The organism is Bradyrhizobium sp. BRP23 (assembly GCF_020194135.1).
GTDB lineage: Bacteria > Pseudomonadota > Alphaproteobacteria > Rhizobiales > Xanthobacteraceae > Bradyrhizobium > Bradyrhizobium yuanmingense.
On sequence record NZ_JADYVW010000017.1, the window covers coordinates 74,658 to 89,661 of the forward strand.

Below are 15,004 nucleotides of genomic sequence, written 5' to 3' on the forward strand. Positions count from 1 at the left end.
CCCATCCTACGAGCTGTCATTCCGGGGCGCCGCAGAGCGGCGAACCCGGAATGACGGCGACACCATCACCTCGCAAACGACCGCGTCGGCGGCAGATGCAGCGCCCAGGCATCGACCTCATCGCTGGCGCGCGGATAGATCTCGGTCACGATCGGATCGTGGCCGGGGATGAACCTGTCGGGATGGCCGGCGAGGTGCTCGATCGTGTCCCAGCCTTGCGCCATGTCGCCGACATTATAAACGATCGGGAACGGGCTCTTGCGCTGCAGATTGGCGTAATAATGCGCGGCATCTGAGGCCAGCACCACGGCGCCGCGCGCGGTCTCGACCTTCACCACCTGCAAGCCGTCGGAATGGCCGCCGACGCGGTGCACGGTCACGCCGGGAGCAACCTCGCCATCGCCGGAATAGAAGGTGACGCGCTCGCCATAGACGTGGCGCACCATCAGCGTGACATGCTCGACCGAGAACGGGTGGCGCAGCAGGCCGTTGCACATGCAGCGTCCGGTCGCGTAGGCCATCTCGCGCTCCTGCAGATGGAAGCGCGCGTTGGGAAAGCGGTCGAGATTGCCGGCATGGTCGTAATGCAGATGTGTCACGATGACGTCACGAATGGCTGACGCCGAAACGCCGAAACGCTCCAGCGCATCGACGGGATTGAGCGTGAGCTTGCGCGCCCGCGCGCTCGCCTCCTCGGCGTTGAAGCCGGTATCGACCAGAATGTCGCGGCCGTGCCCGCGAATCAGCCAGACGAAATAATCGAGGTCCTGCGCCGCGCTGTCATGCGGGTCGGGCACGAGGAAGTTCATGTGGGGGGTGCGCGGCGACATCGTCGCATAGCGCAGGGCGTAGATCTCGTAGACGTTTCCCATGGGGCTCGCTTTTTTTTAGAGTTGGATCTTGGACGATCGCGCACACCAAGCCACCACCGGCAGGAAAGGTCAAACCCGGAGGCGCGGCTGCAATGTGAGATCGATCACGTCTTCACCCGCCCTGGCTGCGCTAAGGTCCGCCGGACAGCATCGAGGTACCGAGGACCGTCATGATAACCCCATCCATTCCTCTCGCGGCATGCCCATCCGCTGCGGTCCATCATCGGGATAAGGTCGAATCTCCAAGCGGTTGACGCCCTCCGTCCCCGGTTTGATAATGAGGTAAGCGTAAGTTAAGGTCGCCGCGGCGCAAGCTGGAACGGCGCCTTTTGGCTGGACCGCGCTGATTATGAAAATTCGCTTCTTTTTTCTTCTGCCCTTGCTGATCTCGCTCGTCCCGACGGCCCCCTCGCTTGCGGCCGGCGACCGTTTTGCGCTGGTCATCGGCAACGCCAAATATCCGGATGCGGATGCCCCGCTGAAGGAACCGATCAACGATGCGCGCGCCGTCGCCGACGAGCTCAAGCGCGACGGCTTTTCGGTCGAGCTCGGCGAGAATCTGACCGGCGACGCCATGCGCCGCGCCTTCGACAAGCTCTACGGCAAGATCAAGCCGGGCTCGGTCGCGCTGGTGTTCTTCTCAGGTTTCGGCATCCAGTCCGCGCGCCAGAGCTATTTGCTGCCGGTGGATGCGCAGATCTGGACCGAGTCCGACGTGCGCCGCGATGGCTTCAGCCTCGAGACGGTCCTCGGCGAGCTCAACACCCGCGGCGCCGGCGTCAAGATCGCGCTGGTCGATGCGTCCAGGCGCAACCCGTTCGAGCGCCGGTTCCGCAGCTTCTCAGCGGGCCTGACCCCGGTGATCGCCCCGAACGGCACGCTGGTGATGTACTCGGCGGCACTGGCCTCGGTGGTCTCGGACGCCGGCGGCGACCGCAGCCTGTTCGTTCAGGAGCTGCTGAAGGAAATCCGCGTTCCCGACCTGATGGCCGAGGAGACGCTGAACCGCACCAAGATGGGCGTCACCCGCGCCTCGCGCGGCGAGCAGGTGCCGTGGATTTCCTCGTCATTGGCCGAAGATTTCTCGTTCATTCCGGGCGCCGGCGGATCGCGTCCGGCAACGCCGCCGCCCGCGCCTCCCGCCGCGCCGGCCGTCGTCGCCAACAACCCGCCGCCCGCCCCTCCCGCACCGCCGACACCACCGCCGCCGCCGAAGCCGGCCGACAGCGCGGCTGCGGCTCCCGCTCCTGCGCCTCCGCCACCTGCGGCTCCAGTCGCGGCGCCGGCACCGGCGCCCGCGCCTGCTCCCACGCCGAGGCCGCAGATCGAGGCCGCCCTGCCCCCGCCGCCACCGCCGGTGAAGCCGGTTGATCCCGTTCCTGCGCCGAGCACGGACGGTGGGCCGAGCGCTGCCGCCCTGGCTGACGATCCCACGATCAAGAGCCTGACTGCCAAGATTGCCGCCAACCCTGACGACGTGAACGCGCTGTACCGCCGCGGCCAGGTTTATGCCAGCAAGGGCGCCTACAGCCTCGCCATCAAGGATTTCGACGACACCCTCCGGATCAATTCGAAGGACGTCGAGGCCCTCAACAACCGCTGCTGGACCCGCACCGTGGTCGGCGACCTCCAGGCCGCGCTGAAGGATTGCAACGAGGCGCTGCGGCTGCGGCCGAACTTCGTCGATGCACTGGACAGCCGCGGGCTCGTCAATCTCAAGTCGGGCGCGGTGAAGAATGCGATCGCCGATTTCGACGCGGCCCTGAAGATCAACCCGCGCCTGACGTCCTCGCTCTACGGACGCGGCCTTGCCAAGCAACGCAACGGCTCGGCCCAGGAGGGGGCGCTGGACATCGCCAATGCTAAGGCGATGGATCCGAACATCGTTCAGGAATTCGCAAGCTACGGAGTGCGCTAGTATTTTTTTGAGTCGGGCCCCCGTCCAAGGCTCGAACCTTGAACAGCCCTGGGAAGACCAATGGGCGGATGCCGCAACAGGCTTTTTCGGGGGCGTGTTGCTTGAATTTTGAGAGCACGTGAGCTGGCTGCGCAGGAGGGACTGGGAATGAGATCGGCTGCAAATTGGCTTACCGCGATTCTGTCCATCATCACCGTCGGCGCCGCGCTGTCGCTGCCGACCTCGGCCGCATATGCGGGCGATGACGGCAACAGCAAGAATGTCACCGAGGACGAGATCGTCCGCGCGCTGGCGCCGGCGCCGAAGAAGCCCTTGACGCGCGGCCTCTCGATCGGTCCGCAGACCGCCCCTGCACCGAGCGCGACCGACTCCAAGCTGATCCAGTCGGTGCGCGGCCGCTCGACGCGTTCGCTGTCGTCGACCGAGCGCGAGGAAATCGCCTTGGCCGCCAAGGACAAGCCGAACATCGATCTCGAGATCACGTTCGACTACAACTCCGCCAATATCAGCGCCAAGTCGCTGCCCTCGGTGCAGGCGCTCGGCCGCGCCTTGACCAGCCCGGATCTGAAGGGCTCGACCTTCGTGGTCGCCGGTCATACCGACGCCGCCGGCGGCGAAGCCTACAACCAGGACCTCTCGGAGCGTCGCGCCGATTCGATCAAGCGCTACCTGGTCGAGAAGTACAGCATCTCCGCGACCGATCTCGTCACCGTCGGCTACGGCAAGAGCAAGCTCAAGGACCCGAACCAGCCGCTGGCGGAGGCCAACCGGCGCGTGCAGGTCGTCAACATGGAAAACAAGACCACCGCATCGAAGTGAGCACGACGAATCCATTGCCAGTGACAAGTCGTGATGTCGTGTAAGGTCTCGTTTCCAAAGCGCGTCCCGCAGCCTTGCGGGACGCCGCTTCATGTCAGAAAAGCGCTCCGTTTGGGCCTCGCGCGGATGGCCGTGAGCCAGGTCAGGATGATCCGGCGATGAATTTGACTGAATACCTCAAGCCGGCCGGAACCGTGCTGTTCGTCGCCGCGCTCGGCATCGGCTATTATCTGTTCGAGCATCGCAAGCGTCCCGAGCCGAAGGAGACGCAAAGCGAGGCGCTCGTCATCGTGACGAAGTCAACCAATGCCTGCTTCTCCGATCTGGTGCGGGTGACCGGTTTCTTCGTACCGCGCCGCGAGGCGGTGGTCGTTGCCGATCAGGAAGGCTCCAGGGTCACCGACCTCCTGGTCACCGAGGGCACGATCGTCGCCGACAATCAGGAGCTAGCGCGCCTGACCGCGCCGCCGCAGATTCCGGGCCAGCCGCAGCGGCCCGGCCCGCAAGGCCCGATCTCGCTGAAAGCCCCCGCGCCGGGCCTTGTCACCGAAGTCCGCACCATCGTCGGCGCGCCGGCCTCGCCGCAGGCCGGTCCGATGTTCCGCATCGCCGTCAACAACGAGATCGAGCTCGACGCCCAGGTTCCGGCGGTGCACATGTCCAAGCTCACCTCCGGCGCCACCGTGCGGATCAGCCGCGACGATGCGCCCGACCTGATCGGGCGGGTCCGGCTGGTTGCACCCGAGATCGACCGCGCCACGCAACTCGGGCGGGTCCGCATCAGCGTCGCCAACAACCCCTCGCTCAAGGTCGGCGTGTTCGCTCGCGCCTCGATCGACGCCAAGCGAAGCTGCGGCGTCTCGATCCCGAAGACCGCGATCGATCACCTCACGGTGCAGGTCGTCAAGGGCAATGTCGTCGAGACACGCAAGGTGCGGGTCGGATTGTCGTCCGACAGCGCGACGGAAATCCTGGAAGGGCTGCAGGTCGGCGAAATCGTCGTGGCCGACGCCGGCTCTTCGCTCCATGACGGCGACCAGATCAAGACCATGTTCGCCGATGAACTCGATCGCACGCGGGTACGCTGATGGCTCTCAATATCTCGGCATGGTCGATCCGCAATCCGCTGCCGTCGATCGTCTTCTCCATCATCCTGCTGGTGCTGGGTTGGGTGTCCTTCACCAAGCTTGCGATCACACGGCTGCCCTCGGCCGACATCCCCGTGATCTCGGTGGCGGTGTCGCAGTTCGGCGCCGCACCGGCCGAACTGGAATCCCAGGTCACCAAGACGGTTGAAGACGCGGTCTCCGGCGTCGAGGGCGTCAGGCACATCACCTCGTCGATCACCGACGGCCTGTCGGTCACCACGATCCAGTTCGCGCTCGAGACCAACACCGATCGCGCGCTCAACGACGTCAAGGACGCGGTGACGCGCGTGCGCTCCAACCTGCCGCAGAACGTCACCGAGCCGCTGATCCAGCGCGTCGACGTCATCGGCCTGCCGATCGTGACTTATGCCGCGATCTCGCCCGGCAAGACGCCGGAGCAGCTCTCCTATTTCGTCGACGACGTGGTCAAGCGCGCGCTGCAGGGCGTGCGCGGCGTCGCCCAGGTCGAGCGCATCGGCGGCGTCGAGCGCGAGATCCTGGTCTCGCTGGATCCCGATCGCCTGCAGGCGATGGGCCTGACCGCGGTCAATGTCAGCCAGAGCCTGCGCGGCACCAATGTCGACGTCGCCGGCGGCCGCGCCGAGATCGGCAAGAACGACCAGGCGATCCGCACGCTCGCCGGCGCCAAGACGCTTGGCGATCTCGCCGGCACCATGATCCCGCTGTTCGGCGGCGGCGAGGTCCGGCTCGACGATCTCGGCACCGTCACCGACACCATCGCCGACCGCCGCACCTTCGCCCGCTTCAACGGCGAGCCGGTGGTCGCGCTCGGCATCAAGCGCTCCAAGGGCGCCAGCGACGTGAAGGTGGCCGAGGCCGTGCAGAAGCGCATCGACGCGCTGAAAGCGGCCTATCCCGACGTCGACCTGAAGGTGATCGACACCTCGGTCGAATACACCAACGGCAATTACCACGCGGCGATCTCGACCCTTTTCGAAGGCGCCATCCTCGCCGTGATCATCGTGCTCTTGTTCCTGCGCGACCTGCGCGCCACCATCATCGCCGCGATCTCGCTGCCGCTGTCGATCTTCCCGGCGTTCTGGGCGATGGACCTGCTCGGCTTCTCGCTGAACCTCGTCAGCTTCCTCGCCATCACGCTCTCGACGGGCATTCTTGTCGACGATGCCATCGTCGAAATCGAGAACATCGTCCGGCACATGAACATGGGCAAGTCGCCCTACCGGGCCGCGCTCGAGGCCGCCGACGAGATCGGCCTCGCCGTCATCGCGATCTCGCTGACCATCATCGCCATCTTCGCGCCCGCGAGCTTCATGTCGGGCATTGCCGGACAGTTCTTCAAGCAGTTCGGCATCACCGTCTCGGTGCAGGTGTTCTTCTCGCTGCTCGCCGCGCGCTTCGTCACGCCGGTGCTGGCCGCCTATTTCCTCAAGCACAGTACGCACGAGGAGCCGCCGCCCGGTCCCATCCTGCGCTCCTATCATCGCATCGTTGCCTGGTCGGTGAAGCACTACTTCATCACGGTGCTGATCGGGCTCGGCGTCTTCGCCGCCTCGATCTGGAGCATCACGCTGCTGCCGCAGGGCTTCCTGCCGGCCCAGGACAGCGCGCGCTCGCTGCTTGCGCTCGAGCTGCCGCCGGGCACCCAGCTCGCCTACACCGAGAAGGTCACCGAGGACATCGTCGCGCGCCTGCGCAAGCGGCCCGAGGTCAAGAGCATCTTCGTCGACGGCGGCCGCGTCCCGCCGGGCACCCAGGAGGTGCGCCGCGCCGCCCTGATCATCAATTACACACCCAAGGACAGCCGCGACATCACCCAGCGCGAGCTCGAATTCTCCATCAGCCAGGAGCTGGAGAACGTTCCCGATATCCGCTTCTGGTTCCTGGACGAGAACGGCCTGCGCGCGATCTCGCTGGTGGTGACAGGCGTCGACCCCAACATCGTCAACAACGTCGCGAGCGAGCTTGCGACGCAGATGAAGCGCATTCCCACCATCGCCAACGTCATCTCCGAAACTTCGCTGGAGCGCCCCGAACTGCGCATCGAGCCGCGCGCCGATCTCGCCGCACGGCTCGGCGTCTCCACCGAAAGCCTGTCGCAGACCATCCGTGTCGCCACCATCGGCGACGTCGGACCGGCACTCGCCAAGTTCGACGTCGGCGACCGCCTGGTGCCGATCCGCGTGCAGCTCGAGGACGCCGCCCGCGGCGATCTGAAGACGCTGGAGCAGCTCCGCGTGCCGCTCGGCGAGCGCGGCGAGAAGGGCGGCGTGCCGCTTTCGGTCATCGCCGACGTCAAGCTCGACCAGGGTCCGACCAGCATCGGCCGCTACGATCGCGAACGGCAGGCGACCGTTGCCGCCGACCTCGTCGGCTCCGCCGCGCTCGGCGATGCCACCAAGAAGATCTACGACCTGCCGGTCATGAAGACCCTGCCGAAGGGCGTGAAGGTCTCGCCCTCGGGCGATGCCGAAAGCCTGAACGAATTGTCCGAGGGTTTTGCGACCGCCATCACGGCGGGGCTGATGATGGTCTATGCGGTGCTGGTGCTGCTGTTCGGCACCTTCCTGCAGCCGATCACCATCCTGTTCTCGCTGCCGCTCTCGATCGGCGGCGCGATCGCGGCCCTGCTCGTCACCGGCAAGCAGCTCACCACGCCGGTGTGGATCGGCATCCTGATGCTGATGGGCATCGTCACCAAGAACGCGATCATGCTGGTGGAATTCGCCATCGAGTCCATCAAGGCCGGCACGCCGCGCGAAGAGGCCATGATCGACGCCGGCATGAAGCGCGCCCGTCCGATCGTGATGACCACGATCGCGATGGCCGCGGGCATGATGCCGAGCGCCCTGGCCGTCGGCGCCGGCGGCGAATTCCGCTCGCCGATGGCGCTCGCGGTGATCGGCGGCCTGATCTTCTCGACCCTCCTGTCGCTGGTGTTCGTGCCCGCGATGTTCATGGTGATGGACGATTTCGGCGCCCTGATCTGGCGCTTCGCCAAGCGGCTGATCGTGCACAGCGAGGATGCGGAGACGGACCATCATGGGGCTGCGGAGGCGGAAGCCAGGCCGGCGGTGACGAGCGTCGCACGGCCCGCGGCGGAGTAGGGTCCACGCCAGCTTGGAAGCCCACGGTGGCGCAAGTCGTTTGCGTCCGCTAGCCTATGGCATGGCCTTCGCGCATCACGATGGACCCTGCCGTCTGCACTGGCAAAGCTTGCATTCGCGGGCTGCGTTTTCCGGTTGCGCGGCTGCTCGGCCTGCTGGCGGCCGGCGAGACGCGCGAATCGATCCTCAATGAATATCGGTATCTCGAGCGCGAGGACATCGATGAGGCACTGCGATACGCGGCGTTCCTCGCCGAGGATCTAGCCGTCGATCTGTCTCCACCCGCCGAGCAAGAGTGAAACTGCTCGCCCTACTCGTTCCGCGCGATCGCGGTCAGCTTGGTCATGTTCCGCAGCAGGATCCGGCCGCGCTGGAGATCGAGGATCGCTTCCTTGCGCCAGGCCTGGAGCTGGCGGTTGACGCTTTCGCGGGCGGCGCCGACGAAGACGCCGAGCTGCTCCTGCGAGATATGGACCTCGGAACCGAAATCGGCGGCGAGCGCGCAGAGCCGCCGCGCCAGCCGCACCGGCAGCGGCTGCAGCATGGATTCTTCCATGCGCTCGCTCTGCCAGCGGATGCGCTGGCACAGCAGCGCGATGATCTTGATCGCGACCTTGGGCTCGCGCTCGAGGAAGCCGAGGAAGTCTTCGCGCCGCAGCACGAACAATTCGCTGGCCTCGCCCGCGGTCGCGTCCGCCGTCCGGTTCTGGCCGTCCAGCACCGCGACCTCGCCGAACAGGTCGCCCGGCCCCATGAAGTTCAGCGTCAGCCGGCTGCCGTCGGCGGCGCCGGTCTCGATGCGGACCTGGCCGCGGCGCACGCCGAACAGCGCATTGCCGGGATCGCCCTTCTGGAACAGCACCTCGCCGCTGGCCAAATGCTGGGTGTGGCAGAGATTGGACAGCCGCTGGAGCTCGTCTGCGCCGAGATCGGCGAACATCGGGTTCATCTTCAGGATGACCGCAAATTCGGCCTGCTTGCTCATGTCAATGTCCTTGTGAACGTGCTGGTCATCGTCTCTTGGCAAATCGTCTTGGCAAATCGCTTGAAACCATCAACCTCAGGATCGCGTAAAACAGCGCCGGAGAAGTGTGTCATAAGTCACATAACTTTGCAGCACCCCCTGACTATTTTTACGCGCTTGGAGCCGCTTCCCGTCCGGGGATAAACTCCGGGCGCAAAGGACGGGTGATCGGCCGGGTTCGGCGCGGATTGTCCGTTGCTGGAAAGTCGACATGAGAGCATTGAAATTCGTCGGCGGGGCTTTGGCCGCCGTCATCGTCGTGATCGCACTTCTGCTCGTGGTCGGGATCCCCTCGGGCTTCCTGACCTCGACGATCGCCTCGCGCCTCGAGAGTGCGACCGGCTATCGGCTGTCGATCGACGGCACCACCAAGATCAGCCTATGGCCGACGCTGAACGTCACGCTGAACGACCTCACGCTGGCCGACCCCAAGGACCGCAGCGGCATCACGCGCCTGACGATCGATCGCGTGCAGGCCGACATGTCGCTCGTGAGCGTGTGGTCCGGCAGGCCCGAGATCAGCGAGCTCGTCGTCACCCATCCCGTGCTCTACCAGCCGCTGCTCCGCGAACGCCTGCCGAATGCAGCCGCGCCTGCGAAGCCGCTCGCGCTCGACACCAAAGGCGCCACCATCGACCGCATCAAGGTCACCGACGGCGAAGTGGCATTCTCGCGCCTGCGCGACCGTGTCGAGGGCCGCATCAGCGCCATCAACGCCGACGCGACCCTGGACCGCGACCGCAAGGTCAATATCACCGGCACCGCGCGCGTCGGCGATCACCCGACCAAGTTCGACATCAAGGCGGCCTCGCCGGCCGAACGGCCGGCGTTTCATGTGGATTTCGCCATCGACATGCCCAGCGTGCTGAAGTCCCAGCTCACCGGCCAGGCCGAGATGCGGCTGAGCGGCAATGTCGTGATGATCAACGGCGTGAACGGCAGGCTCGGCGATGGCGCCTTCAATGGCTGGGCTTCCGTCGACATCGCGAGCAAGCCGCTGGTCAAGGTCGATCTCGACTTCCAGCGGCTCGCCATGCCGCTGGCGAAATCGCCGGAAAGCGTGTCCGGGCAGCCCTGGAGCAACGCGCCGATCGACGTGGCCGGGCTCAACTATGTCGATGCGCAAGTGCGGATCTCCGCCAACGAGGCCGTGATCGGCGATGCGCGCATTGCGCCGCTGGCGCTCGACGCCAAGCTCGCCGGCGGCGTGCTGAAGGCCGGCACGGCCAATCTCGGCGCCTATGGCGGCCAGGTCTCGGGCGAGGTGATCCTGGACGCGACGACCGGCGCGCCGAGCTTTGCGATGCATTCCGACCTCGTCGGCGTGCGCGCGCTGCCGCTGCTCCAGAGCCTTGCCGAGTTCGATCGCATCGACGGCAAGCTGCAGGCCAAGCTCGCCCTGCGCAGCGCCGGCAACAGCCAGCGCGCGCTGATGGCGAACATGCAAGGGACGGCCTTCGTCAATTTCCAGGACGGCGCCATCCGCGGCATCAATGTCGCGCAGATGATCCGCTCGCTGACGACGAGCACGCTCTCCGGCTGGCAAGGAAACCAGAACGGAAACCAGGACCCGAGCCAGGAGCAGAGCACGGATCTGTCGCAGCTCTCGGCCTCCTTCCGCATCGACAAGGGTCAGGCGGTGACGACCGATCTCAACCTGATCGGGCCGCTGGTGCGCGTCACCGGCGCCGGCACCATCGCGCTCGACACCAAGATGATGGGCTTTCGCGTCGAGCCGAAGCTCGTGATGACGACCGAAGGCCAGGGCCGCACCTCCGAGCCGGTCGGCTTCGGCATTCCCGTGATGATCCAGGGCTCCTGGTCGCAGCCGCGGATCTATCCCGACATGGCCGGCATGCTGGACAATCCCGACGCCGCCTATGCCAAGCTGCGCGAGATGGGCAAGGGCCTGTTCGGCCCCGACGGCGCCGGGCTCGGCAACATCCTGGGCAGCCTCGGTAGTAACCTTGGTCTTGGTGGCGCCGCCGCGCCGGGCAGTGGCAATGCAACCGGCAATGCCAATCCGCAAGGCCAGCAACCGGGGCAGAACAATCTGCTTGGCGGCCCGCTCGGGGAGGCGATCGGCAATCTGATCCAGCAGGGTCTCTCCAGCGGCGCGGGGAGCGGCACTGGCACCGGCACCGGGCGCAACCGCAGCCTGCCGGCAACGCCCTCGACGCCGGCGCCGCAGGCCTCCCCTGCGGCCCCCGCCCTGGAGGATCCGCCGGCCGCGCAGCAGGACAGTCAGCCAATGAACGACGTGCTGCGGCAGCTCTTCAACCGCTAAGCTCCCTCCTTCGAACAGATCGGGCTGCGACCATCGCCGCCCGTCCACCTGCCCAGGAGGCCACAGGGGGTAACCACACCGGCCGGTCCCCGGCCGCGCGACGGCCCTTCGGTCCAAATTGTGCTAGAACGGCTTGGAAGGGCCTGTACGGCCCATAGCGCGCAGCGTCAGTGGCGGCGCGAGAGGATCGGGATGGCAGGAGCGAACGACAAGACACGATCTCTGCGCGAGGGCCTGTTCGCCAAATACGTCGTCTCCCTCGTCGGCCTCGTCGTGTTCGTCCTCGCCGTCAACGGGGCAATGGAGACCTGGATCTCCTACCGCGCGACACGGACACAGCTGACCGACGGCCTGGAGGACAAGGCGCAGGCGGCCGCCCGGCGCATCGAGCAGGCGATTTCCGAGCTCGACCGCCAGATCAGCTGGGTGACGCGCGCGAGCCAGGACACGCTGGAGAAGCGCCGCGCCGACTATGCGTCGCTGCTGCATCAGGTTTCCGTCGTCAACCAGCTGTTCCAGCTCAACGGCGACGGCCGCGAGGTGCTGCGCGTCTCCAGGCAATCGACCACGACCGGCGGCAATGCCGACCTCTCCCGCGACGTGCGCTTCACCGACGCCGTCGCCCGCGGCGTCACCTACGCGCCGGCCTGGTTCGCCGACCGGACGCCGTTGATGTCGATCTCGGTGGCGCATTCCGGCTTCAATGCCGGCGTCACCGTGGCCGAGATCGACCTCGGTTTCCTCTCCGACTTCCTGTCCGACGCGCAAGTAGGCAAGGCCGCCTTCGCCTATGTCGTCGATCCGCGCGGCCGGGTGCTGGCGACGTCATCGAAAGGGCCCGAGATCGGCAAGGACCTCTCCAAACTGCCGCAGGTGGCGGCCGCGATCGCGCCCGGCCACGAAGCCGAGACGTCGGGCACCGACTTCAACGGCCATGCGGTGATGAGCGCCGCGAGCATCGTGCCGAAGCTCGGCTGGAGCGTGCTGTTCGAGCAACCGACCACGCAGGCCCTGATGCCGATCCGCGACCAGCTGGTGCGCATCGCGCTTCTGATCGGCATGGGCCTGATGGTCGCGATCCTCGCCGGCACGCTGCTCGCCCGCCGCATGATCATCCCGATCACGGCCCTGCGCGACGGTGCGCATAAGCTCGGCGAAGGCGATTTCAGCCACCGCATCGACGTGCACACCTCCGACGAGCTGGAAGACCTCGCCGGGCAGTTCAACCGCATGGCCGACCAGATCCAGGAGACCTATTCGAACCTGGAGAGCAAGGTCGAGGAGCGCACCCGCGATCTCGCGCAGTCGATCCACGAGCTCAAGGTGCTGGAGGAGGTCGGCCGCGCGGTGGCCTCCTCGCTCGATCTCAACGCGGTGCTTGCAACCATCGCCGCCCGCGCCATCGAGATCACCCGTGCCGACGCGGTGCTGATCTACGGCTTCGACGCCGAGGCGCGCCGCTTCAACCTAGTCGAGGCCAACGGCATCGACAAATCCGCCGAGGGCGCGCATGTCACCATCGCCCAAGGCGGCAACATCCTGAGCGATGCCGCCGACAGCGGCGAGCCGATCGCGCTGGCCGAGCTCGGCGATGCCGCCGAGCAGCCGCTGCGCGAGGCCGCGCTCGCGGCCGGCTTCAACTCGGTGCTGGTGGTGCCGCTGATCGACCAGCAGGGCACGCTGGGCTCGCTCGTGGTGCTGCGCCGCGCCGCCGGGGCGTTCGCGCCCAGCATCATCGGCCTGATGCGCACCTTCGCCAACCAGGCCGTGCTGGCGATGCGCAATGCGCAGCTGTTTACCGAGGTCGACCACAAGAGCCACGCGCTGGAGGCGGCGAACACGACCGTGCGCGCGCAAGCCGACAAGCTCCGCGAGCAGACCGAGCAGCTCAAGGACTGGAACAAGTCGCTGGAGGAGCGAGTCAGGACCCAGCTCGGCGAGATCGAGCGCATCCGCAAGCTCGAGCGTTTCCTGGCGCCGCAGGTGGCGCAGCTGATCGCCTCCTCCGACAGCCCCGAGGGGTTGCTCACCAGCCAACGCCGCGAGGTCACGGTGGTGTTCTGCGACCTGCGCGGCTTCACCGCGTTCACGGAGGCGACCGAGCCGGAAGAGGCGATGAACGTGCTGCGCGAATATCACGCCGCGCTCGGCCAGCTGATCTTCAAGTACGAGGGCACGCTCGACAAATATGCCGGCGACGGCGTGATGATCCTGTTCAACGCCCCGATCCAGTTCGAGGACCACACCAAGCGCGCTGTGAAGATGGCGGTGGAGATGCGCGACACGATCGGCCCCCTGACCGAGCGCTGGCGCAACCGCGGTCATAGCCTCGGCTTCGGCATCGGCGTCGCGCTCGGCTATGCCACGCTCGGCCAGGTCGGCTTCGAGCAGCGGCTGGAATATGCCGCGATCGGCAGCGTCACCAACCTCGCCTCCCGCCTCTGCAGCGAAGCCAAGCCCAACCAGATCGTGGTCAGCCGCCGCGTCTACGGCATGGTCGAGCCTTTCGTCGAAGCCCGCGCCCTCGACGATCTCCAGCTCAAGGGCTTCAATCACCCCGTGCTGGCGATGGAGATCCTGAGCTGGCGCGAGGAGGTGGAGAACGTGGTGGATGCGGCGGCGGTGCGGCGAAGGGGGTAGCCGCAAACAAAACTGCGAAAACAACCCCATGCACAGTAGGCAGGGGCTTTGGGATCAATGACTTACGGCAGGCCTCGGCCGCGTGCCGCGCAATTTGACACGTCGGGCAAAACACCGCAGATTGGCAGCATCCCAGCTCCCTCTCACGAACCACATCCCTCCTCCCCGCGACCAACCATCGCCTCAACGGCGAGGCGGACTTCGTGGGAGACGATTCGTGACGCTTGCCCTGCCTTCGCGTGCCTATGATTTGCAGATGCTGGACCGGCCCGCGGATCGCGCGCGCGACCAGGGCTGGGTGTTTGGGCTGCCGCCGGGCATTGCATCCGAGCAATGGCCGCTCGATCCCGTCACCGGCTATCCCTTGATGCACGGCTTCACGCTTCTGCTGCCGGAGGATTATCGGGTGCATGGCGATGACATCGTCGCATTGTCGTTCTTCGCCACGGCGCCCGATCACAATGACGGCGGCGCGCCCGACGATCCCGAGATTCGCGAGGCGGTGCTGGCGCGGCCGTCGCATCCGCGCCTGTCGCGCATGACCGACATTCTCGACTACGCCTATGCCGCGCTGCTCTTGACGAAGGCCGAATATGACGGCGCGTTCGCCGCGCCGCCGGCGCCGCTTGCGCTGGCAACGGTGGAGCGGCCGCGCTGGTTCGATGTCGGCGGTGCCAGCGCCTTCTTCGAGGCCGCACCTAGCTACGCCAAGAAGATGTTTGCAGCCCCGCCGCGTGCCGATCTCAGCGAGACGCGCGCGATCGCGCTGTCGCCGCGCGCTGATGATCCCAACGCCGGCAAGGGCCCGCAGGATGAGCACGTGCGCGAAAATCCGCCGACCGGCTATCAGCCATATTACTACTATGTCGGCGGCAAGCCGGGCCGCGACAATTTCCGCCTGCACGACTGGGCCAAGGATCACGCCCACAACCACCTCGGCGGCACCATGCGGCCCTGCCAGGCCGTGCCGGAGATGAGCCCGTTCTATATCGAGTTCGAGGAATATTTCGGCGGCTACAATTTCGGCGGCGGCAACGCGCAGCTCGACTTCAAGGACATGAAGTTCGACTGGGCGTGCGGGTGATCATGGAAGCCGCGCAAGGATCCGGACTTTGCGATGATGCGAGCGTTCACGGAGCCATGCCGAGGAACGGATTGACGATGGTGAGCCCGCCGATGCTGCGGCCGTGCTGAAGGTCCCAGAATCACC

At 66.3% G+C, this 15,004-nt stretch carries 10 protein-coding genes; 8 read left to right on the top strand and 2 right to left on the bottom strand.

What is annotated here, in order from left to right:
* Positions 1 to 65: 65 nt before the first annotated feature.
* Complete coding sequence (locus I6F24_RS32185) at positions 66 to 872, bottom strand: N-acyl homoserine lactonase family protein (protein ID WP_036030645.1); 807 nt, start codon at positions 870 to 872, stop codon at positions 66 to 68.
* A gap of 349 nt (positions 873 to 1,221) precedes the next feature.
* Between I6F24_RS32185 and I6F24_RS32190 the strand changes: the two genes are divergently transcribed.
* The 5 genes from I6F24_RS32190 to I6F24_RS32210 all read left to right on the top strand — a co-directional run bounded on the left by I6F24_RS32190 (position 1,222) and on the right by I6F24_RS32210 (position 8,142).
* Positions 1,222 to 2,790: a caspase family protein gene (locus I6F24_RS32190; RefSeq protein ID WP_074448076.1), complete on the top strand. Its 1,569-nt coding sequence runs from the start codon at positions 1,222 to 1,224 to the stop codon at positions 2,788 to 2,790.
* A gap of 147 nt (positions 2,791 to 2,937) precedes the next feature.
* The gene (locus tag I6F24_RS32195; RefSeq protein ID WP_036015976.1) at positions 2,938 to 3,609 is read left to right on the top strand and encodes an OmpA family protein; all 672 of its coding nucleotides are present in this window, start codon (positions 2,938 to 2,940) and stop codon (positions 3,607 to 3,609) included.
* 158 nt (positions 3,610 to 3,767) lie between these two features.
* Positions 3,768 to 4,697 carry an efflux RND transporter periplasmic adaptor subunit gene (locus tag I6F24_RS32200; protein WP_036015974.1) on the top strand — a complete coding sequence of 310 codons (930 nt, stop codon included), beginning with the start codon at positions 3,768 to 3,770 and terminating at the stop codon, positions 4,695 to 4,697.
* Positions 4,697 to 7,843, top strand: coding sequence for an efflux RND transporter permease subunit (locus tag I6F24_RS32205; protein WP_036030634.1), 3,147 nt, complete (start codon positions 4,697 to 4,699; stop codon positions 7,841 to 7,843). The genes I6F24_RS32200 and I6F24_RS32205 overlap by 1 nt, the downstream gene beginning before the upstream one ends.
* An 80-nt stretch (positions 7,844 to 7,923) precedes the next feature.
* The gene (locus I6F24_RS32210; RefSeq protein WP_225114559.1) at positions 7,924 to 8,142 is read left to right on the top strand and encodes a DUF433 domain-containing protein; all 219 of its coding nucleotides are present in this window, start codon (positions 7,924 to 7,926) and stop codon (positions 8,140 to 8,142) included.
* Between the two features lie 11 nt (positions 8,143 to 8,153).
* Here the strand turns inward: I6F24_RS32210 and I6F24_RS32215 are convergent, their stop codons facing one another.
* Entirely contained in the window at positions 8,154 to 8,828 is a 675-nt protein-coding gene (locus I6F24_RS32215; protein ID WP_036044931.1) for a Crp/Fnr family transcriptional regulator, read from the bottom strand.
* Between the two features lie 250 nt (positions 8,829 to 9,078).
* Between I6F24_RS32215 and I6F24_RS32220 the strand changes: the two genes are divergently transcribed.
* From I6F24_RS32220 to I6F24_RS32230, 3 genes are all read left to right on the top strand, one after another.
* A complete protein-coding gene (locus I6F24_RS32220; protein ID WP_225152611.1) occupies positions 9,079 to 11,154 on the top strand; it encodes an AsmA family protein in 2,076 nt (691 codons plus the stop codon).
* 192 nt (positions 11,155 to 11,346) lie between these two features.
* Positions 11,347 to 13,794 carry an adenylate/guanylate cyclase domain-containing protein gene (locus I6F24_RS32225; protein ID WP_225152613.1) on the top strand — a complete coding sequence of 816 codons (2,448 nt, stop codon included), beginning with the start codon at positions 11,347 to 11,349 and terminating at the stop codon, positions 13,792 to 13,794.
* 217 nt (positions 13,795 to 14,011) lie between these two features.
* Positions 14,012 to 14,878 (top strand): hypothetical protein, encoded by an 867-nt coding sequence (locus tag I6F24_RS32230; RefSeq protein ID WP_225152615.1) that lies wholly within the window; start codon positions 14,012 to 14,014, stop codon positions 14,876 to 14,878.
* Positions 14,879 to 15,004: the final 126 nt, after the last annotated feature.

What these genes read in the sequence shown, in the direction of transcription:
- I6F24_RS32185 (WP_036030645.1), bottom strand. Translation starts at nt 872, where the DNA reads ATGGGAAACGTCTACGAGATCTACGCCCTGCGCTATGCGACGATGTCG.
- I6F24_RS32190 (WP_074448076.1), top strand. Translation starts at nt 1,222, where the DNA reads ATGAAAATTCGCTTCTTTTTTCTTCTGCCCTTGCTGATCTCGCTCGTC.
- I6F24_RS32195 (WP_036015976.1), top strand. Translation starts at nt 2,938, where the DNA reads ATGAGATCGGCTGCAAATTGGCTTACCGCGATTCTGTCCATCATCACC.
- I6F24_RS32200 (WP_036015974.1), top strand. Translation starts at nt 3,768, where the DNA reads ATGAATTTGACTGAATACCTCAAGCCGGCCGGAACCGTGCTGTTCGTC.
- I6F24_RS32205 (WP_036030634.1), top strand. Translation starts at nt 4,697, where the DNA reads ATGGCTCTCAATATCTCGGCATGGTCGATCCGCAATCCGCTGCCGTCG.
- I6F24_RS32210 (WP_225114559.1), top strand. Translation starts at nt 7,924, where the DNA reads ATGGACCCTGCCGTCTGCACTGGCAAAGCTTGCATTCGCGGGCTGCGT.
- I6F24_RS32215 (WP_036044931.1), bottom strand. Translation starts at nt 8,828, where the DNA reads ATGAGCAAGCAGGCCGAATTTGCGGTCATCCTGAAGATGAACCCGATG.
- I6F24_RS32220 (WP_225152611.1), top strand. Translation starts at nt 9,079, where the DNA reads ATGAGAGCATTGAAATTCGTCGGCGGGGCTTTGGCCGCCGTCATCGTC.
- I6F24_RS32225 (WP_225152613.1), top strand. Translation starts at nt 11,347, where the DNA reads ATGGCAGGAGCGAACGACAAGACACGATCTCTGCGCGAGGGCCTGTTC.